The 20,690-nt window shown below is 44.5% G+C and carries 20 protein-coding genes; 12 read left to right on the top strand and 8 right to left on the bottom strand.

Annotation, left to right across the window (positions count from 1 at the left end; all coding sequences use genetic code 11):
• Window positions 1-9: 9 nt before the first annotated feature.
• Complete coding sequence (locus tag G7035_RS23610) at window positions 10-660, bottom strand: undecaprenyl-diphosphatase (protein ID WP_017428495.1); 651 nt, start codon at window positions 658-660, stop codon at window positions 10-12.
• 147 nt (window positions 661-807) lie between these two features.
• Here G7035_RS23610 and G7035_RS23605 point away from each other — a divergent pair, with 147 nt between their 5' ends.
• Both G7035_RS23605 and G7035_RS23600 read left to right on the top strand, forming a co-directional pair.
• Window positions 808-1,521, top strand: a complete 714-nt coding sequence (locus tag G7035_RS23605; protein ID WP_017428496.1) for a response regulator transcription factor — start codon at window positions 808-810, stop codon at window positions 1,519-1,521.
• Window positions 1,518-2,894 carry a sensor histidine kinase gene (locus tag G7035_RS23600; protein WP_019687147.1) on the top strand — a complete coding sequence of 459 codons (1,377 nt, stop codon included), beginning with the start codon at window positions 1,518-1,520 and terminating at the stop codon, window positions 2,892-2,894. Before G7035_RS23605 ends, G7035_RS23600 begins: the two co-directional genes overlap by 4 nt.
• Before the next feature lie 83 nt (window positions 2,895-2,977).
• Here G7035_RS23600 and G7035_RS23595 read toward each other — a convergent pair whose 3' ends face one another.
• Window positions 2,978-3,451 (bottom strand): C40 family peptidase, encoded by a 474-nt coding sequence (locus tag G7035_RS23595; RefSeq protein WP_016818954.1) that lies wholly within the window; start codon window positions 3,449-3,451, stop codon window positions 2,978-2,980.
• Window positions 3,452-3,804: 353 nt separating this feature from the next.
• Between G7035_RS23595 and G7035_RS23590 the strand changes: the two genes are divergently transcribed.
• Window positions 3,805-4,839, top strand: a complete 1,035-nt coding sequence (locus G7035_RS23590) for a glycosyltransferase family 4 protein (RefSeq protein ID WP_019687148.1) — start codon at window positions 3,805-3,807, stop codon at window positions 4,837-4,839.
• A gap of 5 nt (window positions 4,840-4,844) precedes the next feature.
• The gene (locus G7035_RS23585; protein WP_019687149.1) at window positions 4,845-5,570 is read left to right on the top strand and encodes a succinylglutamate desuccinylase/aspartoacylase family protein; all 726 of its coding nucleotides are present in this window, start codon (window positions 4,845-4,847) and stop codon (window positions 5,568-5,570) included.
• A 111-nt stretch (window positions 5,571-5,681) separates the two neighbouring features.
• Here G7035_RS23585 and G7035_RS23580 read toward each other — a convergent pair whose 3' ends face one another.
• Together G7035_RS23580 and G7035_RS23575 are read right to left on the bottom strand one after the other, a co-directional pair.
• The gene (locus G7035_RS23580; protein ID WP_019687150.1) at window positions 5,682-7,040 is read right to left on the bottom strand and encodes a sugar phosphate nucleotidyltransferase; all 1,359 of its coding nucleotides are present in this window, start codon (window positions 7,038-7,040) and stop codon (window positions 5,682-5,684) included.
• 69 nt (window positions 7,041-7,109) lie between these two features.
• Window positions 7,110-7,946, bottom strand: coding sequence for a DUF6492 family protein (locus tag G7035_RS23575; protein WP_019687151.1), 837 nt, complete (start codon window positions 7,944-7,946; stop codon window positions 7,110-7,112).
• 209 nt (window positions 7,947-8,155) lie between these two features.
• On the opposite strand from G7035_RS23575, the gene G7035_RS23570 reads away from it, so the two are divergent.
• The 3 genes from G7035_RS23570 to G7035_RS23560 all read left to right on the top strand — a co-directional run bounded on the left by G7035_RS23570 (window position 8,156) and on the right by G7035_RS23560 (window position 11,329).
• Window positions 8,156-9,037 (top strand): YheC/YheD family protein, encoded by an 882-nt coding sequence (locus tag G7035_RS23570; protein ID WP_019687152.1) that lies wholly within the window; start codon window positions 8,156-8,158, stop codon window positions 9,035-9,037.
• 193 nt (window positions 9,038-9,230) lie between these two features.
• On the top strand, window positions 9,231-10,256 hold the full coding sequence (locus G7035_RS23565; protein WP_019687153.1) for a cupin domain-containing protein: 1,026 nt from the start codon (window positions 9,231-9,233) through the stop codon (window positions 10,254-10,256).
• 293 nt (window positions 10,257-10,549) lie between these two features.
• Window positions 10,550-11,329 carry an ABC transporter ATP-binding protein gene (locus tag G7035_RS23560; RefSeq protein WP_019687154.1) on the top strand — a complete coding sequence of 260 codons (780 nt, stop codon included), beginning with the start codon at window positions 10,550-10,552 and terminating at the stop codon, window positions 11,327-11,329.
• A 16-nt stretch (window positions 11,330-11,345) separates the two neighbouring features.
• Here G7035_RS23560 and G7035_RS23555 read toward each other — a convergent pair whose 3' ends face one another.
• Both G7035_RS23555 and trhO read right to left on the bottom strand, forming a co-directional pair.
• Window positions 11,346-12,272 carry an AEC family transporter gene (locus tag G7035_RS23555; RefSeq protein ID WP_019687155.1) on the bottom strand — a complete coding sequence of 309 codons (927 nt, stop codon included), beginning with the start codon at window positions 12,270-12,272 and terminating at the stop codon, window positions 11,346-11,348.
• A gap of 207 nt (window positions 12,273-12,479) precedes the next feature.
• Window positions 12,480-13,373: an oxygen-dependent tRNA uridine(34) hydroxylase TrhO gene (trhO, locus tag G7035_RS23550; RefSeq protein ID WP_019687156.1), complete on the bottom strand. Its 894-nt coding sequence runs from the start codon at window positions 13,371-13,373 to the stop codon at window positions 12,480-12,482.
• A 210-nt stretch (window positions 13,374-13,583) separates the two neighbouring features.
• Here trhO and G7035_RS23545 point away from each other — a divergent pair, with 210 nt between their 5' ends.
• From G7035_RS23545 to G7035_RS23535, 3 genes are all read left to right on the top strand, one after another.
• Entirely contained in the window at window positions 13,584-14,873 is a 1,290-nt protein-coding gene (locus G7035_RS23545; protein ID WP_019687157.1) for a glycoside hydrolase family 27 protein, read from the top strand.
• 238 nt (window positions 14,874-15,111) lie between these two features.
• The gene (locus G7035_RS23540; RefSeq protein WP_019687158.1) at window positions 15,112-16,155 is read left to right on the top strand and encodes a carbohydrate kinase family protein; all 1,044 of its coding nucleotides are present in this window, start codon (window positions 15,112-15,114) and stop codon (window positions 16,153-16,155) included.
• A gap of 98 nt (window positions 16,156-16,253) precedes the next feature.
• Complete coding sequence (locus tag G7035_RS23535; RefSeq protein ID WP_017428508.1) at window positions 16,254-16,949, top strand: P-loop NTPase family protein; 696 nt, start codon at window positions 16,254-16,256, stop codon at window positions 16,947-16,949.
• A 77-nt stretch (window positions 16,950-17,026) separates the two neighbouring features.
• On the opposite strand, the gene G7035_RS23530 is transcribed toward G7035_RS23535, so the two are convergent.
• Complete coding sequence (locus G7035_RS23530) at window positions 17,027-17,242, bottom strand: hypothetical protein (RefSeq protein WP_128574161.1); 216 nt, start codon at window positions 17,240-17,242, stop codon at window positions 17,027-17,029.
• Window positions 17,243-17,272: 30 nt separating this feature from the next.
• Here G7035_RS23530 and G7035_RS23525 point away from each other — a divergent pair, with 30 nt between their 5' ends.
• Complete coding sequence (locus G7035_RS23525) at window positions 17,273-19,018, top strand: proline--tRNA ligase (protein ID WP_019687159.1); 1,746 nt, start codon at window positions 17,273-17,275, stop codon at window positions 19,016-19,018.
• Here G7035_RS23525 and G7035_RS23520 read toward each other — a convergent pair.
• Complete coding sequence (locus G7035_RS23520; protein ID WP_016818968.1) at window positions 19,015-19,779, bottom strand: spermidine synthase; 765 nt, start codon at window positions 19,777-19,779, stop codon at window positions 19,015-19,017. The genes G7035_RS23525 and G7035_RS23520 overlap by 4 nt on opposite strands.
• A gap of 190 nt (window positions 19,780-19,969) precedes the next feature.
• Between G7035_RS23520 and G7035_RS23515 the strand changes: the two genes are divergently transcribed.
• Window positions 19,970-20,689 carry a YebC/PmpR family DNA-binding transcriptional regulator gene (locus tag G7035_RS23515; RefSeq protein WP_025364795.1) on the top strand — a complete coding sequence of 240 codons (720 nt, stop codon included), beginning with the start codon at window positions 19,970-19,972 and terminating at the stop codon, window positions 20,687-20,689.
• Window position 20,690: the final 1 nt, after the last annotated feature.

Raw genomic sequence — 20,690 nt, 5'->3', positions numbered from 1 at the left:
GCAGACGCATTAGCGTCTGCTTTTTATTTGCACAGAGGAAGTAGATTGGGTCATCTTTGTTCTCGTCTGTTCTACAGGCTTTATTCCTAGCTTCTGCTCCCATTTTTCATAAAAAATAATAGCTGCTTGGATAAAGATGCCCGGAAGCTTCCGACTGCGAATGAATTTGTGAACACCAACTGCGCAACCTGCCCCAATGAGCACCCCTGCCAAAATATCTGAAGGATAATGCACACCGGTCCATACGCGGGATATCGCAATAAGCACAGCCAAGACAATCCAGAGGACACGATATTTTTGATGATGAAGCCATAGAATTGCTGCCAGAGCAAAAGCTCCAAGTGCATGGTTACTCGGAAATGAAGCATTGGGATCATGATGAATCAGCTGAATGACAGAGTGTCCGACAAAAGGCCGATCTCTGTAAAACAAATGTCCAAGACACCAGCTAATTGTAAAACCGATACAAACCGTTATAACGGCTTCTAAAACCATCATCCGATGCGGCATTTTAAAGGTGAACCAGTATAGCAGTAAAGCCACTCCAAATAAATACGGTGCATATTGCGCCAAGAAACGCATAGTTCCATTCAAAAAGGCGAGGTGATTAGCCAATTCATTGATCCAGTGAAACAAAGCAAAGTCTACATTAATTAACATGAATAAATTACTCCTTAACCTCAAAAAATTAAATTACAAAGTTATATTATAGAGCGACTATACGGATAAAAGCTTAAAATCAAATAAAAAATGAATGGTATGTGCATTGCTTATTAGTTTTCTCTATAAAAAATAGGTGGTTTTGCAATGGAAAAGTCGGTGCTGGTCATTGATGATGAAGCGAAGATATCCAGATTGCTTCAACTGGAGTTATCCCACGAAGGATATGCGGTTGAAATTGCACAGACGGGAAAAGAAGGATTGGAAAAAGCACTATCTCTTACATGGGATATTATCATACTGGATGTGATGCTGCCCGAGATGAACGGTGTCGAGGTGCTGAAGCAGATTCGAAAAGTGGACAATCATACCCCGGTAATTATGGTCACTGCACGTAACACGACTCCTGAAAAAGTTTCAGGTCTGGATGAAGGAGCTAATGATTACATTACAAAGCCCTTTGAAATTGAGGAATTATTAGCGCGGATGCGGGCCAGTATGAGGAATCAGTTGGAGCCGGCAGCTACTACTTCGCAAAAAGAGGAAAAGCAGCAGTCCAAACTTCAAGTCGATAGCCTGGTGTTGGAACCCAAGACGCGGTCCGTGGTAAGGGAAGGAAAACGTATCGAACTTACGCCCAAAGAATTTGATCTGCTTCTCTATCTGATGGAGCACAAAAATCAGGTATTGCATCGGGATCAAATGATTCAGGATGTGTGGGGGTTTGATTTTGTCGGTGATACGAATGTGGTAGATGTATATATCCGGTATGTTCGCAAAAAAATTGATCATGGATACAAAAAGAAACTGATTAAAACCGTGCGCGGTGTTGGGTACTGTATCCGGGAGGAAGACCATTGAAGCTGCGGACCCAAATTACCCTGCTTAGTTCTATTTTAGTGATGACGATTCTCCTGTTTGTGGACGTCACGGTTCATCTATTATTTGTAAAAATTGCTACTCGTAATGAAAGAGAAGTGCTACAAAATAAATGGACCGAAATCATTGCCGAAACAGGAGCCACGATGATTCTGAAAAATGCTTGGGGGTCCAAGCTGAAAGATGAACTTTCTGCGGATACCATTCTGAGGGTATTTGATCAGCAATCTCGTCTTTTGTATGAAGTAAGCCGTCAGTCCCGCTTTAAGCTGAACGATATACATTTTAACCTTTCTCAAAGCTCTCAACTAACGGATCTACAGGATCATAAAATCCTGATTATCCATCTTCCAGTGCTTTCACCAGAAGGTAATCAAAAGGGGACACTGGAGATCGTAGAAAAATGGGATGCCCTCGAAAACAATCTCGATATCTTAAATACAATTCTTATCACATCGACTGTTGGAGCTATGTTGCTCAGTCTGGTGGGCAGCACGATTTTGGCAAATGCGATATTGCTGCCCATTGCCAGTAGTATTCAAACGATGCAGGAAATCGAAAGAAGCTTGAAATTCAAAAAAATTCCTGCTGGCAGTCCTAATCAAGATGAATTATCCCAAATGACCGCTACTTTTAATCGAATGATGGAGAGATTGGAAGAAAGCTTTCAGAGCCAGCAGCAGTTTGTTTCCGACGCCTCACATGAACTGAATACGACATTGATGATTATTGAGGGCTATGCCAACATGCTGCGGCGGTGGGGTACGCGTGACGAGGACATACGTAAGGAATCGATTGAATCGATCTATGAAGAAACTCAGCGAATGCGTACGATGACGCAGCAATTGCTGACATTGGCCTCCTCACAGCAGCAAGATTCCGAACCATATGAGCGGGTAGAGCTAGTCGGTTGTTGTCAACAGGTGGTAGCACATCTCAAGCCTGTACATGACCGCCAAATTTCTATTTTTACAGAAGAGAAGGAAATTTGGCTGGATGCTAATCTTGCAAAAATCAAGCAGTTACTAGTCATCTTGCTGGATAATGCGTTAAAGTATAGCTCGGAAGAAATCGAAATATGGTTATCTACAGATGAAAAAGATGTCCACCTCCGCGTTAAGGATTACGGAATTGGCATTCCTGAGAGTGAGATCAAGCGTGTCTTTGAACGATTTTATCGGGTAGACAGCTCCAGACATCGTAAAACCGGAGGAACCGGACTGGGGTTACCGATTGCCAAGGCAATAACAGATGCTCACCAGGGTACGATACGCATGGAAAGCGCAGAAGGCGAAGGGACGGATGTCATCGTTACGCTGCCTCAAAAACAACAGGAAAGGCTGTCCCTCCAGTAGACAATCTCTACTCAAAGGAACAGCCTTTTTAATGTTATTTGTAAGTTATGCATTCGGTGGATGGGAGATCATCCAAAATGATCCTAAAGGACACGACGTGCTGTTGTGTAATGGGAGCTCCACCATCCCGAATTTAGATTGGTAACCGTTACGCCGCCTTTACCAAACGTATGCAGAATTTTCCCGTCTCCCATATAAATGGCTACATGATGAATTGGCGCATAGAAAAAGACTAAATCACCTTTTTTAAGCTGACTACGCGGTACATAAGTGCCCACAGTTGACTGCTGTTTGGACGAACGTGGAAGCTTGATTCCATTTTGTGCAAAAACATACTGAGTGAACGAAGAGCAATCAAAAGAGCTTGTACTGCCAGCTGGAGCTCCATGTTCATAACGGACGCCCATATACTGGGAGCCTTTTGAGATAATCCGATCAGCTTTACTTGTCGAAGCGGCATGAGTGGTGTCTGGTCCAACGACGAAGCTTCCAGCGCTCAGTGCCAAAGTCATCGTAAAGCAAATACCCATCCACAATTTTTTAGAAGTACGTTTCATATATAATTTCCTCCGTTATTCGTATTGTGTTGATGTCCTGAAATGACAATAACACAAATAAAATATCCAGAATTTACCACTCATGGTTACAAACCTGTTACCCCAACGTTTTGCACTGCTTTATTAGAAAACGATGAGAATTTCCTCCTTAACTTTAGCTTGACAAATTAAATAACTCCCCCTTATGACTAGGCTCGTATGACAAAAAGCGACTTGCAGACGATTGGCACAAGCAATCATGCAAAACATACATACCTATATACTACAATTTATAACCTGCACGGGAGTATGCTCAGATTCCCGTTGACATCGTAAAGATCACACCGTATTTCCGGACAGGAAGGGGAATTCGTATGGCTTCAAAGCAGAGTAAAGCATTCAAAAACCGACCTTTAACCATTGTGCAGGTCATATCCAACTATCCCGATGCACAGCCTGTTCCCTCCATCAAGGGCGGAACGGAAAAGGTCGTGCATGAATTAACAGAGGAATTAGTGAGACGAGGGCATCATGTATCTCTTTTTGCCGCCCGTGGGAGCAGGAGCAGCGCGCGGTTGATTACTTATCCCAAGGGTTTGAAACATAGTCAGATCCCCCAATATGTACTTCGGCATATGCCTTCCGGCACACATATCATTCATGACCATACTTTTCGTTCTGCTGTAGCGCGTAGGAAGCTGCCTTGCTCATCATTGTGTACCGTTCATCTTCCAGTGAGAAGACACGGTAAAAACCCGGTATATGTCAGTAAACGAGCACGTCAGCTGATGGGCGGGGGCAAAGGATTTTATATCTATAACGGCATCAACACCCATGAATACGAGTTCAGCAGTGAGAAGCGCAACTACTTGCTGTTCATGGGCAGAATTATACCGGATAAAGGTGTATTGCAGGCCATTCAGGTTGCAGAGCGAACAGGAAAAAGACTGCTTATTGCGGGTCCCATCAAAGCCCCTGTATTTTTTCGCCGAGAGATTCAGACACGAATTCAGCGCAATCCGAATATACGCTATGTGGGACCAGTTGGGGGTGATCGGAAACAGAAGCTTCTGAAACATGCAGAGTGTCTGTTGTTTCCATCACTGTGGGAAGAACCGTTCGGACTTGTAATGGTAGAGGCTATGGCTTGTGGAACACCGGTGCTGGCACTAAAAAATGGCTCTGTTCCCGAGGTGCTATCAGGCTTTCCGCAGTTGATTTGCAAATCAGTTGGACAAATGGCACGAAAGGCACAGCAAAAAAATTACCCGTCACCCGCGCAGCTTCGATTGTATGTTAGCCAAAGATTTACCAACAAACAGATGACCAGTAACTACTTGAGACTATACCGTGAAATCATTCGTCGGCGAGAACAGAAGAGAGGACACCGAAAGCCTATACGGAGGTGAAGGGGATGCAGGTCAAACGATATATGCTTGGAAAGGGCTCTTCTTGGGCGACTCCTTATTATGTAGCCATAGAGGGACAACAAGGTCCGTGTGCGATGGTGGTTGCAGGCATACATGGTAATGAAATAGCAAGTATACGTGCGGCTGAGAAACTGGTAAAGCTTTTGAATGAGCAAAAGCTGAGATTCAGCCATGGCAAGCTTATTATAGTGCCAATTGTGAATCAAAAGGCTTACCGCAAGCAGATTAGAGGAAAACCGGATCTGAATCGAACCTTTCCGCGCCGGAAAAAGCAGGCGGCAACACAACCGCTTTCCACTGCTCTATTCAAATTATTACAAAAGCATCACCCTGAATGGTATCTTGACTTGCATGAGGCGAATGGATTGTCACAAAAGGATGCCAAGGTGCTTGGCCAAACGCTGATCTCCAATAAGGGCAACCCGATAATTCCCACGACGCGCCGGATTATTAAGCGAATGAATCGCTCGATCAAGGTGAAAGACCGCCATTTCAACATGCGGTTGCATGAGCTCCCAGGTTCCTCTCGTACCGCTGCAGCCCGTATTTTAGGGGCACGTGCGGTAACTGTGGAAACAGGGTGGAGCCTGCCCCAGAAAGAACGCATACACTATCAGATGAAGATCGTGCAGCACTTTTTAAGAGAGGCCGGGATGATTAAGGCCAACAAGGTTTATTTATCTTGCAAGGTTAGAACGGTTTCCTTATGAGATGTAATATTACAAAAAAAAATCGCTTCATGAGCAAAGGATGTTACTCACCTTGCTCAAGAGCGATTTTTTTGATGTGTGATCTTCGTGCAGAATCGATCTGTTTAGATGTTATAACTCCGTGTTGCAGGAATCGGATTTATAGAAGGCGCTCACCAAACTGTTACCTAGGCGAACCTCGATTAGTTCCAGTTTTGAATCCAGATCGGCGCGGATCGTGTGATACGTATCGACCGGAATGCTAAATACAGAGCCGCTTGCCGCAGCAAAGCGTTCTCCGTTCAGCATAACCTCTCCCCGACCGGATACGATCGTCCATACTTTAAGTCCGCTGCCGTGAATACGCCCATTCAAGCGATGATCCGGCAACACCGTCAGTCGTATAGCTAATATGTCATTTGGGCTTCGGTGCTCAAATTCGTCCAGCACCCGGTAACTGCCCCAAGAGGTTTCACCATGCATGGGGTGAAGTTGGAGTTTGCCTAACTGTTCCTTGATCGCGTGGGCATGGCTTTTGGATGCAATGAGAATACCGTCAAGGCTTGCAGCAGCAATAATATCCTCCACACCAATGACATGAAGTGGATAGGGCAGCTCATTGACGATGTGTGTGCCGTGAGTTTGACCACTGATTTGTCCACGCCCGATCACTCGGCTTCCTAGCTGCTCTGTTAAGGTCTGCCAGTTGCCGATGTCGTGCCATTCGCCCTCGTAAGGCAGGACAACGGCCCGTTCAGTACGCTCCGCAATCTCCTCATCGAAACTGCGAACCGGGAGGCTATCATACATTGCGCACAGTTCTTTATCGTTCAGCGGCAATTGACTTTGCTCCATACAGGACAGCATATATCGTAACGTAAAAGCATAAATACCGCAGTTCCACAGTGCGCCTTGGTTAATAAGCTGCTGCGCCCCAGAGAGATCCGGCTTTTCAGTGAAGCGAGCAACTTGTGCATAAGCCGATTTCCCTTCCTGCCTCATTTGCAGACCCGGAACGACATAGCCATATTGGTCTGAGGCATGGGTAGGCCTTGTCCCAAGCATAGCTAGATCGGCTCCGCTCTCGAGCAATAGACCGGATAGCGCTGCTATGCTGTGGAAGAAGTCATCGCCTGCAAACATATCTGCTGGAGCAATACAGAGAACTTCATCCAGCCCCATGCCTCTTGTGTGAAAATAAGCAGCAGCGAGTGCAGCAGCTGTGAAGGTTCCCCGTTTAGCCGGCTCGCCAAGAACAGGCAGACGACCTTCTGTATGGCGAAAGGCTAGATTTACCTGACTCCGATGAGCCAGAAGCAGGGCAGAGGAATCTAGTCCGGCTAAGATAAGCTGACGATACACCCGGCCGAGCATAGATTCCTGCTGCCCGTCAGGAGCGGGCAACAACCGGAGAAACAGCTTTGACCGAATATCATTGGATAATGGCCACAGCCGTTTTCCGGCACCACCGCATAACAATACGATGCGCACAGACGTTTCCTCCTTCAATGCAAATCCATTAGATTGCATCAACAATTGCGGGATTTTCTATTTTAGAAACTATTTCAATGAAGATTGAATCCTTGTTTGTGGAGCTAGCTGGTACATTTTGCGTTGATGAAAAGATAAGGAGCGGTAGCTTTGGGCATAGATATCCAATTGTTTTTGTGACAGCGAAGAAGCACGACTATGAAGCGCTTTATTTAATGACTTGCGCAAAATCATCCGAGAGGGCTGATTGCTGTATAGATAGTTGGCATACGTTTCATATTCGGAAAATCCAAACTGTTTTGTCCGGTCTATACTTTGAATAATGGCGTTGTACCAAGGTTTCCCATGCTTGGCCTCAATAACTTGCTTGAGCTGGGCGAGCCGTGTTTTTTCAAAAAGCATATAGTGAGTGACAAAGGACTTTGGTGAGGGAGCTTTAGCACCCATCAGCTTACGGTAAGTTTGAAAATACTCAGGTTGACTCCAGCTGCGATAGTAAAAAATTGTTTTTCCGTCTTTACGGAACGTATGTGGACGAATCAAAATGGTGTCCGCATCTATGACGAGAAAAAAAGACGATTTACTGATTTTGTCGCCATTCATTTTGAGCAATTGCTGATACAGCCAGCCTGAGCGATCCCAGCGCGTTGTTCCGTAATGAATATGCTTTTTAGTGATGGGCAACACCGTTTTTTCGTCTATAAATGTACACTTTTTGTTTGCACATAGACGGCGAAGTTTGGTGCTTTGCGGTGAAACGATATAGATGGTTGCAATTCGGTGCTGCACGTGACGGCGCAGACTGTCAATTACTAGTGGTAGTGTAGCCAGATCTTTTTCAATTGCGGGGATTAGAACATCGATTGAGAGGGAACCCTTCTGTAGCCCATCGGATTGCGCAGACATGTTATTCACTCCCTATACGTGTAAATATACGCTACCGGTATCTCATATTATTGTATGCCTGGACAGGCGCTTTCGACCGGGCAAGGCCAACTGTCTAATTCTGTGTAGAAGAGGGCGAATGGAGCTTCGAATGGGGTTTTGGCGCATACGATAGATTGATCTTTTTTAACAGGAGCGTTCTACCCTGAGAGTAGAGAGGAGAGGGGCAAGTGAATTCTTCACAAGCGCAGGCGTTGCGTAGCAAATGGCATAAAACCCAATTGTTGCTCCAGCATGGCAGTATCAAGCCTTTTGTACCTGAAACCCGTAAATACAGCAAAATAACTGTGAAATCAATGTTGGAGAAGTATGGGATGGTCTATGTAAAGCCTGATCGAGGTACCTTTGGCAAAGGTGTGATGAAAATCGAACAGGAGGCAGGTCAGCGCTTCGCCTACCAATATGAGGAAAAACGTCTGGAATTCAAACAGTTAGATGCACTGATTACCAGCCTATCGAAACACATGGGTAAAAAAAGTTATCTCATTCAAAAGGGAATTCATTTACTGCGCCATCAAAATCGTTATTTTGATATCCGGGTCATGGTGCAGCGTAATGCAAAAGGGACATGGGAATCTACCGGAATTATTGGACGCTTGGGTCATCCCCGTAAAATCGTGACCAATTATCATAGTGGTGGTAAGCCGATGGCCTTGGAACAGCTACTGAAATCCCATTTATCGCAAAGTAAGCAGGCTGAGCTGGTTAAGAAGCTCAATGAACTGGGGATTACCATTGCCACACAACTACAAAAAACATATCCGAATTTCCGGCAAATTGGTGTGGACATTGGATTGGATCATCGCTTTATCCCGTGGATCATTGAGGTGAACACGAAGCCAGACCCATACATTTTTAACCAATTGACAGATAAGTCTATGTACCGAAAAGTAATAAGCTATTGGCGACTGGCTAATGAAAAAAAGAAAGTTACAGTCCCAAGCAAGGATAAGAAGAATAACGACAAGAATAAAGATAAACATGCAAATAAAGTTGATCATACAAATAAAGAAACTAAATCAATTAAAGAAACTAAATCAAAAAAAGGATGAATTGTTTATGATTCATCCTTTTTCTCTTGCCTATTTACCCTAATCCTAACCGCGAGGGGGCGATTCGGACATAGTTTGATGAAAAAAATGGACAAATTTGATCTCTTTAACATTAAAAGTATATAATAGACCTGCACAGCATCAATAAGTGAATAAAGACATATGGGAAGAATGATTTTAAGGAGGAATCGCGATGAAATCATTTAAGTATGCTTTGGAGAAAAAGGAACCCAGAACCGGGCCAGGGGGTATCACACGTGGGGCTTCAGTCCATGATTTCCCTGTATCAGAAGGAATAGCAGGGGTTTCGATGCGTCTGGAGCCGGGTGGAATGCGCGAGCTTCACTGGCATGCCAATGCAGCTGAATGGGCCTATGTGATTAGCGGTTCCTGTCGGACAACTGTTATCCATCCAGACGGTACTTCCTATGTCGATATTTTTAACCCCGGTGATGTATGGTATTTCCCGCGTGGTTATGGTCACTCCATTCAAGGTCTTGGTCCTGGAGAGTGTCATTTTATCCTGATTTTCGATAATGGTGATTTTTCGGAGGACCATACGTTCAGCATTACTGATTTTATCGCTCAGACTCCCGCAGATGTTGTCATGCAGAATCTCGGATTTGCAGCCGACGAGCTCGCTCTTTTGCCAAAGAAGGAAGCTTATTTTGCAAAAGGGCCTGTCCCATCTATCGCATCTCATGATGCATATCCGCGCATTTCTTCTGATCTGATTACTAAACACCGCTATCCTTTAATGGCCAAACAGCCCAGATTGGCACCGGGTGGAGGGACTCAGCGCACCGTTACAGTAGAAGATTTTCCTATTTCTTCGACGATGGCCGGATCTGTAATTGAACTGGAGCCGGGCGGATTGCGAGAAATGCACTGGCATCCCAATGCGGATGAATGGCAGTACTATTTGGACGGCAAAGCAGAAATGACTGTATTTCTGGCAGAAGGGAATGCAGTGACAGAGCAGTTTGAGGCCGGAGATGTAGGGTATGTACCTATGGGAGCCGGGCATTATATTAAAAATACCGGATCGGACGTATGCCGTATTTTGATTGGTTTTAACAGTGGTCATTACGAGGCCATTGATTTGAGTGAGTGGATGGCTGGCAACCCTGTTGATGTATTGGCAACGAATCTGAGCCTTCCTCGAGAAATAGCGCATAAACTACCTCATAAATCGGTCTTCATCGCTCCGAAATCTTAAATCTTAAATCTTAAATCTTAAATCTTAAATCTTAAATCTTAAATCTTAAATCTTAAATCTTAAAACAACTAAAATGCCCGCTTAGACTACCTTATTCCAAGTTAGCCTAAGCGGGCTATTGAACTTGATTCTATTTCTATTGTTTTGTAGAAAGCAATATAGTGAATTTAAAATTGAACAACCTGCAACCCTGTGCTATTCTTATACGAAAGTGAAGATTAACGCAGTAAACGTGATATATTATTACGCCTATAAACATCTGATGATACGATGTATAGAAGGGATGTACAGCCATGAATTCTGTCATTGAGCTTAACAATGTAAGCTGGAAGAGAGATAACCGTACCATACTGGATCAAATCAATTGGCAGGTATCTGAGGGAGAGCATTGGGCTGTACTCGGCTTGAATGGATCAGGCAAAACAACGATGCTCAATATGATTAATGGCTACATATGGCCAACCACAGGTAGTGTCAGTGTATTGGGTCATACTTTTGGGGATGTAGATCTGAGGGAATTGCGCAAATCTATTGGTTGGGTCAGTTCCTCTTTACAAGAAAGGATTAATGGAAGCCAGCGTACACAGGATGTCGTCATCAGCGGTAAATTTGCCTCCATCGGACTGTATGACCAGACGACGGATACAGATTATGAACAGGCCGTTCAGCTTATGAGCCAACTGGGCTGTGCTCATCTCGTCGATCGGTTGTATCAGGGATGCTCACAGGGAGAAAAGCAAAAAGTGCTTATTGCTCGCGCGTTAATGGCCTCGCCCAAGCTGTTGATTTTGGACGAGGCGTGCAACGGGTTGGATTTTTTCTCTAGAGAAGCATTATTGGATAGCGTTCGTCAGCTGTCCGAGACGCCGGGTACTCCCAATTTATTGTATGTTACACACCATATTGAAGAAATTTTACCGATGTACACACATACGATTCTGATTCGCCGGGGCACGGTGTTTGCCAAAGGTAAAACGACTGATATCCTGAGCAGTGAAACGCTCAGTGCTTTTTTTGAAACGTCTGTGCAAGTAGACTGGAGACAGGATCGTGCATGGCTCTCTATGGTGTAGAGAGCCTTTTGTCCGTCTAACCTGCTACCAGCATAATCAGAATGGGCAGAACCAGGAATGAGGCAAGCGTGCTCCATAGGATGCAGGTGGAGACCAGTTTTGGCGATGCGTTGAACTTTTCCGCTAAAATGACTGCATTCACAGCCACTGGCATCGAGGCCAGAATGAAGAGAACGGAGAACAAAAGACCTGAAATTCCCAGTATCAGCATGGCAAGACAAGCCGCGAGCGGGGAAAGCAGAAGTCGGATTGTTAGTCCTGCGTAGCTGGCTTTTTTAATAGATGGCTCCAGCTTGAGTATTTTCACATAAGCCATTTGGGTACCCAGAATCGCCAGCACAACCGGAGAATAAGCAGCTGCAATCATTGAGACGCTCGATTGAATGCCGGAGGGCAGATGCCAATCCAGTGCTCGAAGTCCCAGTGCGAGAAGAGCCGCATAAATTGCAGGGAGAGAAAATACCGACTTCACGGCACTTTGAACAGAAAATTCAGAGCGGGCTGCAAAATAAACGCCTATAGTATTGACCATAATCATTTGGATGACAACATATACAGAGGCTTTATCCAGACCAAGCTGCCCAAAGGCAAGTAAAATGAGCGGCAACCCATAATTTGCACTATTGGTCAGTGTGGAGATTAAGGTGAGCCCAGCCGTTTCCGGGGCGCTCAGCCTAAAGATTTTTCCTGCTAATTGTGCAATTCCCCACAATAGCAGCAGGTTGAGTAATGAAAAAGTGGCTGTCTGTGTCACATCATGCCAGGAAAGCTGCGCTTTGAGCAGTGTGTCCAGAATCATGGCAGGACTTAAAAAATATAAGTACAAAGTCGAGAGCGGTTTTGTTTCCAGCTTCATGAATTTGCCGAGTAAAAATCCGGCAATCACCGGAATGGACAGCGGAACGATAACGGATAAAAGAGTTGAAAGTACGATTTGAATCATGAATTCCACCCATCCTTTCTGTAATGACATTTTCCATTATAAGGTGCTACTTTTGAGTCCGTCCAAGATGGATAAACAATTAAGGTTATAGGTATATACTATGAAGCTTAACGCACTTATTCTGAGAACAACAAAAGGGATGTCCACAGCCATGTTGAACGGCTAGTAGGAACATCCCTTTTATGTGAAACCGAGTATTCTAATAGTTTAAGCAGAAGCCATAGTTTTTGCTTTGGTTCGGCATTCGTCAGAGCAATAGTGTTGATGCTGTTCTTCGCAGTCTGGGCACACGATATGTTGGAGATTGCAGACCGGGCAGTTAATATAATGATCGTTTGGCGTTTCACAGTGATAGCATTGACCGACAATAACGTCTTCATCCGTATGGTTGATCCGAACCGAAATCCGTTCGTCAAACACATAGCATTTACCGTCAAACAAACGCCCTTGTACTTCAGGGTCCTTGCTGTAAGTCACAATGCCGCCATCCAACTGGCCTACATCGTCAAAGCCTTCTTTAATCAGCAGACCGGACAGCTTTTCGCAACGAATACCTCCAGTACAGTATGTCAGGATTTTTTTATCCTTAAATTGAGTCATATTATCGCGAATCCATTGTGGAAATTCACGGAACGATTCAACTTCGGGGCGAATGGCTCCGCGGAAATGACCGATGTCATATTCGTAGTCGTTACGACCGTCCAGAACCACGACATCTTCATGTTGAAGCTGTTCATAAAACTCCTTTGGTGACAGACGCTTGCCGCTAATTACATTAGGGTCCAGCTCGTCCTCATGACGTAGCGTAACCAGTTCCTGGCGATGACGTACAAATATTTTCTTGAACGCATGACCGTCAGATTCATCTATTTTAATAACGATATCGTGGAATTTCGGATTGGCGCGCAAATCACGGATATACTGCTCCGTTTGCTCTACTGTACCGGACAGTGTTCCGTTGATTCCTTCCTCAGCAATCAAGATTCTTCCCTTGACGCCCAGCTCTTTGCAGTAAGCCAGATGCTCTGCCGTAAAGGTGGCAGGATCTTCAATATTGACATATTTGTAAAACAACAAAATTCGATAAGCATGTTCACACATGTAAAATCACCCTCTGATTCAAGTCAAAGTTTTTTAACAAGCAAGTTTAAATGTACCACATTCTTTAAGTTAGTCAACATAAATGTATAAAAAGTGGAAATGGAAAAGATGACGAGCGACAAAAGTAAGGGGTTACATTATAATGGTATTGTGGGGTTGATGAGATTTGCGGTAACAGGTTGAGGTCTAACAGATGAAAGGATGAATTCAATGGAACATCTTTTGACAGCGCATACACCACCTATGGGATGGAATAGCTGGGATTGCTATGGCGCAGCAGTAAGGGAAGAGGAAGTACGGGGAAATGCTCAATATATAGCGGAGCACCTGAAGGAGTATGGATGGGAATATGTAGTGGTGGATATTCAATGGTATGAGTCGGGAGCAGTATCTTCACAGTACCGACCATTTGTTTCTTTGGAAATGGATTCATTTTCACGTCTGATTCCAGCGGTGAATCGGTTCCCTTCGGCAGCAGACGGTCGTGGGTTCCATGCTCTTGCAGAATATGTGCATAGTTTGGGATTGAAATTCGGGATACATATTATGAGGGGCATCTCTAGACAGGCGGTTCATCAGGATACCCCGATTTTGGGAACTACAGCTACGGCCAGACAAATTGCACATCCTAACTCTATTTGTCCTTGGAACACAGATATGTATGGGGTAGATGCATCCAAGGAAGGCGCACAGGAGTATTATAATTCTTTGTTTGACCTGTATGCGGAATGGGGTGTCGATTTTGTCAAAGTAGATGACATTGCTGCATCACGTCTCTATGGTATTCATTTGGCGGAAATCGAATTGATTAAGCGGGCTATCGCCCAATGCGGACGTCCGATGGTGTTAAGTCTATCGCCTGGTCCCGCACCGCTGGAACATGCATCTGATTTAATCGCAAATGCGAATATGTGGCGTATGACTGATGATTTCTGGGATGTATGGCCTTTACTGTATGGTATGTTCGAACGCTGCGAGAAATGGGCGGAACATGTAGGTCCAGGTCACTGGCCGGATTGCGACATGTTGCCGCTCGGACATTTAGGTATTCGTTCGGTAGATTCAGTAGATTCTGGCAGTCATGATCGTTGGACACGTTTTACGAAGGATGAGCAGCTAACGATGATGACCTTATGGAGCATTTTCCGGTCTCCACTGATGTTCGGAGGAGAACTGCGTGATAATGACGCATGGACACTTTCATTGCTGACGAACAAAGAAGTGCTCGATGTTCATCACAACGGTGTGAATGCGCGACAGGTCTACAGAAAGGATGAACATATCGTTTGGACTTCTCACAATGAGGAAGGTCACGTATATGCGGCTTTATTTAATGCTGGAGATGAAGCTTCAACAGTCCGTGTATCCCTACAGGAGCTTGGAATTGAAGGGCAGGCAAGTGCGAGAGACTTGTGGAACCATGTGGATTTAGGTGTTATAGTGCAGGAATTGTCCGCAGATTTACCCCCTCATGGAGCTGCTCTATTCTCTATAAAATAACAGGATGCTAGGAAGAAGGATCTAAGCTGCAAGTTCAGTTCTAGTCATCTTATCGTAAAGTGGAGGGTATCTTTACGATGAGGTGACTTTTTTAGCATGTGTAACTTTTTGATATTTTAACGGACTCGACATGATTCTTGGGAATTTGACATTTAGAACATGTTAGGTTTATAGAGTGCCTATTTCTGCACAAATTTAAATCATTCTAGCCGAATAGAGTCGAGAAAGGAGTCAAATGATGAAATTAAAAAAAATTCACAAAAATGAACAGGACGAGCCCTGGCCCTCTAGTGAACAAATACTATGTATAGGAGGGGCAAATCTGGATCGTAAAATCATGGTTAAGGGTACATTTCAGCTTCATACCTCCAATCCGAGCAGCACTAGGCTGCAATCTTGCGGTGGAGTAGCACGGAATGTAGCTGAAAATTTAGGGAGGTTGAGCCGACGGGTCAGCCTGCTAACCGCAGTTGGAGATGATGCGGAAGGCGAATTTATCATCGAACAGTCTAGCCGTTACATGCATTTGATTCCTCTTCAAGTCAAAGGTGAGTCGTCAACTGGCGTTTATACTGCCCTGCTAAACGAGCATGGTGAAATGATTGTAGCGACAGCAGAAATGGAGATTTATGATCAGATTCGTCCTTCAGTAATTTTTGAAAATATTCCTTTAATCGCCTCGTCCCGACTTGTTCTGCTGGACACTAATTTCTCTATGAACGTAATAGCGGCCACCATACATGTCTGTCAGGAACATCAGGTTCCCCTTGTCGTTTCATCGGTGTCAGCTTCCAAGATGAGAAAGCTTCCCCGAAATTTGCATGGGGTGGAATGGCTAGTATGCCAACCGGAAGAGGCTGAAGCTTATTTGGGACTGGAACTTAAAGATGACCAGCAGATATTGGACGCAACTCGAGTTTTTCACAAACTAGGGGTTCAAAATGTCATTATTATCTGCAGTGCTGAGCATGTGTTGTTTGCTTCTCAGGATGGAACTCATGGACAAATCCCTATCCCTCCAGTTCAACAGGTCATTGATGTCACAGGCGCAGATGACGCTTTTATTGCCGGGATGATTTATGGAATTACCCAAGGTTATCCTATGGAGCAAGTGTGCCAGTTTGGAATCAGTTGTGTCGACTTAACCATACAAACGGATCGGACAGTCTCAGACACCATTTCTGTGAATAAACTCCATTCTAGGTTCCAGGAGCTGTATGGCACACATTCGCAAAATTTTGTATTTTTTAAGGGTGTGTATTTTAAAAAGAAAAATACATAAGTAAAGAAGAGAACACTTAACCTACAACAGCGTGTATTTAGAGCTTCACAGATGTAATGATCTCAAATATTGAATGTATAAAAGGGGCAGGTTGTCTGATGGACAGTGTGAAATACGCTATTGTTTTTCTGCCGCTGTTTCTTCTTTATTTGCTTTTAAAGGGAGGGGCTTTGGCAGTAGGATTTCTATATCGACTGATCTATTCAACGCTAACCTTACGTGGGGAAGTGAGTGACGAGCTTCTAGCTGTGCAGCATGCTAAACGTATTATCGTAATCGGCTCACCGGGGAGCGGCAAGACTTTTTTGGCCAAACGACTGTCGATGTGGACTCATTTGCCGTATATTTCGTTGGATGATTTGTATTGGGGACCGGAGTGGAAGCGGAGCACAGACAAACAATTTCATAAACAGCTGGGTGAAGTCCTGCAAGGGGAAGAGTGGATTATCGAAGGGAATTATCATGAACGTTATTTTACCGAGCGACTCCAGCGTTCCGACACAATCATCGTAATGGATGTCAGCACGATTGAGGCGATATCAGGTGTTATCACGCGTTCGCTTAACCGTTTTTTATTTTCCAAGGAGCTACCCAAAGGAGTAGAGCAAGAAGCCGTTCGTATTTGGGATATTTCACCTCGGTTTGTCCGATTTGTTCTGGGTTTTCGCAGGCGTATCCGTCCTAAAATCTGGCCGCTCATTTTGCAATATGGTAATGAAAGGAATTTGATTATCTTAAAATCTAAATATCGTTCATGTCCTTGGCTGAGCCCAGATAGACAATTATCTCCTTGACTTGAATCTGCGTTTCGTGTAAAGTGGTGAAAATTGTAATATATAGGAATAGTGTAGACCAAGGATCAAAGGTTCAATTACCCGCTGTACAGAGAAGAAACCCATGGGCTGAAAGGTTTCTCGCCGCGAATGAACGTTTTCCTGCCTTGCGAGCTGTAGCGGTGCGTAAGATAAACCGTTACCGGCCAGATGCCGTTATCTGAAGAAGGACCGTCCCGAATATGGTTACGGTCAAATGAAGGGTGGTACCACGACACATTCGTCCCTGACGGATGTGTCTTTTTTGCGTACATTTTATCGTTCTTACAAGGAGGAAGCCACACATGCGCCAAAGCCAATTATTACTGACAACCTTGCGTGAAGCACCTGCAGAGGCCGAAGTGATTAGTCATCAGCTTATGCTGCGGGCAGGATTTATCCGCCAATTGGCGGCTGGAATGTATACCTATATGCCACTGGGCAGACGGGTACTCAGAAAAGTGGAACAAATTGTACGAGATGAGATGGATCGTGCAGGAGCTGGAGAATTGCTGATGCCTGTATTACAGCCAACGGAACTGTGGCAAGAATCGGGGAGATACGATTTGTACGGTTCAGAGCTGATGCGTCTGCAAGATCGACATGATCGGGAGTTTGCATTAGGGCCTACACATGAAGAGGTCATTACGTCTTTAATACGAAATGAAGTGAATTCCTATCGGAAATTGCCTGTAACACTGTATCAAATTCAAACCAAGTTTCGGGATGAACGACGTCCTCGGTTTGGGTTGCTTCGCAGCAGAGAATTTTTGATGAAGGATGCCTATTCGTTTGATGCCAATTGGGAGGGACTAGATCACACTTATTGGGCCATGTTCCAGGCATATCAACGTATTTTCACCCGCTGCAGTCTGAATTTTCGCGCCGTCGAAGCAGATGCTGGTGCTATTGGTGGTGAAGGTGAAACCCACGAATTTATGGCGCTGGCTGATATAGGAGAGGATACCATAGTGGCGTGTACCTGCTGTGATTATGCTGCCAATCTTGAAAAGGCAGAGCCACGTTCTACGGGGAGCATAGGAATATCTTCTGTCTCCGATGAAAATGAACATGACAGCCATCCTTCTATCGATACAGATGAAATGGAAAAACTGTATACTCCAGGTCTGCGGACCATAGAACAACTGGTTGATACCCTTCACATAGAGCCCCAAGAAATCATCAAAACATTGATTTATATGGCTAACGATCAACCTATTGCTGTAGTTGTCAGGGGAGATCATGAGGTCAACGAAGTAAAATTCAAACAAATTTTAGGTAGTGAAAAATTCGAAATAGCAAATGCAGACACCGTCACAAAGGTGACTGGAACCCCACCCGGGTCCATAGGCCCATGCGGCTTGACAATCCCTGTGTGGGTGGATTACGCCGTTGTTCAAATGTCCAGCGGTCTTGCAGGCGCGAACGAGCAGGACTATCATTATCGGCATGTGAATCCAAGGCGTGATATGGATCTTCGGCATGTGGCAGACTTGCGCAATGTTATAGAAGGGGATAGATGTCCTCGATGTGACGAAGGGAAATTGGAACTCCACCGTGGAATTGAGATTGGACACGTATTCAAACTGGGCACCAAGTACAGTGAGAAGCTAGGGGCGACCTTTCTAGATGCGTCCGGAACCGATCAAGCGATGATTATGGGCTGCTATGGTATTGGCATTTCCCGAATTCTGTCCGCCATTGTAGAGCAGAATCATGACCAGAACGGAATGATATGGCCCCACGCACTGGCTCCGTTTCAGGTTCATATCATTCCGATTTCAGTGAAAGACAGGCTTCAGATGCAAATAGCCGAGGAGCTATACAGCCAACTACAGGATCGCGGTATAGAGGTTCTGCTAGATGATCGTGACGAACGTCCAGGAGTTAAATTTAAAGATTCAGATTTAGTAGGTATTCCCGTGCGCATCGTCGTTGGTAAAGATGCTGAACACGGAAAAGTAGAATTCGTAGAGCGAAGAAACAGCAACAAAGAGTCGATTCATATCCATGATGTAGAGAGAAGAATATTGAGTCTCATACAACACTAAGCATCTGTATCCCGCAGAATATGACCTTCTCCAAGTGTAATCTCATGAAAGTCCGCCATCTGACGTGCCTGAAAACGAATGGGCTTGTCTCGACCTATCATAATGATATTTTGAATGTCGGCAACGCCTTCCGATGGTAGAGAGAATGTTGTGACATAGGCGAATTCTTCACGCAACGTTGTATGAATGGCATGGACTAGATGATCGTGTTCACTTTTGCCCATTACATTCATAATTAGCGATCCTTCGGAATCCAGCTTTTCTTTAGCCATCTTGAAAAATTCCCAGGATACTAAATGCAAGGGTGTACCCTGCTCCGTAAAGGCGTCCAATATAATATAGTCATAAGCATCCGGGGTCTCCTTCTCCAGGATGCGACGTCCATCACCAATAGTCACATTGTTCTGGTCGTACCCAAAGAATGTTCGGCTGAATTCTACCACTTGCGAATCCAGCTCGGCAATCTTAAAGCGTTTATCTGTAAAGTGACCCGCAATCGTGCCTATACCATGCCCGATAACAAACACGTCTTCAAATGACGGATCGTTCAACTCCATAAGATGGATGATTGCTCTGGGATATTCGAACAGAATGCGTTGCGGATGATTCAAATCTAGCGCACCTTGGATGGCTGCATTGGAGAATTGCATCACGCGAAATAATCCCTTTTCACCATACAACTCCGTGGTTTCATATACCGTGATTTCATGGTTATTGCTCAACTTTTTATGTAAGACATCCAAGTGAATAATCTCCTTCAATTCAGACTTCCTCCTCATCTTAGGCATTCATAGGATTATTGTCCATAGATGAGGAGGATTGTAGGTAGAATTGTTTATTTTTCCATAACGGAGTTGTTTGAACTTGTTCGTATGTCCTTTAGGAGATATAATATACAAGGATATAATGAAGTTCGTTGTGTATATTCATACAGGAAGAGAGCGGGATATTATGGGACGTAAGTGGAATAACATTAAAGAAAAGAAGGCATCCAAGGATGCTAATACGAGTCGTATATATGCTAAATTTGGCGTGGAAATTTATGTGGCAGCCAAACAGGGCGAGCCTGATCCTGAATCCAATCGGGTCCTAAGAGTCGTGTTAGAACGTGCAAAAACGTACAATGTACCGAAAGCGATCATTGACCGTGCTATTGAAAAAGCAAAAGGTGCTGGCGATGAAAACTACGTAGAGCTTCGTTATGAAGGTTTCGGACCGAACGGTTCCATGGTCATTGTAGATGCACTGACCAATAACGTAAACCGTACAGCATCAGATGTGCGTTCTGCTTTTACTAAAAATGGCGGTAGCCTGGGCGTGAGCGGATCTGTAGCCTATATGTTTGATTCAACAGCAGTTATTGGTCTGGTGGGTAAAACTCCAGATGAAGTGCTGGAGCTGTTGATGGAGGCAGATGTCGAGGTTCGTGACATCATCGAAGAAGATGAAGCTGTCATCGTATATGCAGAACCTGACCAATTCCATGCTGTTCAGGAAGCTTTCAAGCAGGCAGGAGTAACGGAGTTTACCGTTGCCGAGCTCACCATGCTTGCCCAAAATGATATTACTCTTCCAGAAGATGCACAGGCTCAATTTGATAAATTGATTGATGCATTAGAAGATTTGGAGGATGTTCAGCAGGTTTACCATAACGTAGACTCTGAGGAATAGT

Origin of the sequence: Paenibacillus polymyxa (genome assembly GCF_015710975.1) — a bacterium.
Taxonomy (GTDB): domain Bacteria; phylum Bacillota; class Bacilli; order Paenibacillales; family Paenibacillaceae; genus Paenibacillus; species Paenibacillus polymyxa.
The sequence above is the reverse complement of the archived record's forward strand: the minus strand, read 5'-3'. Positions and strand labels throughout refer to the sequence as shown.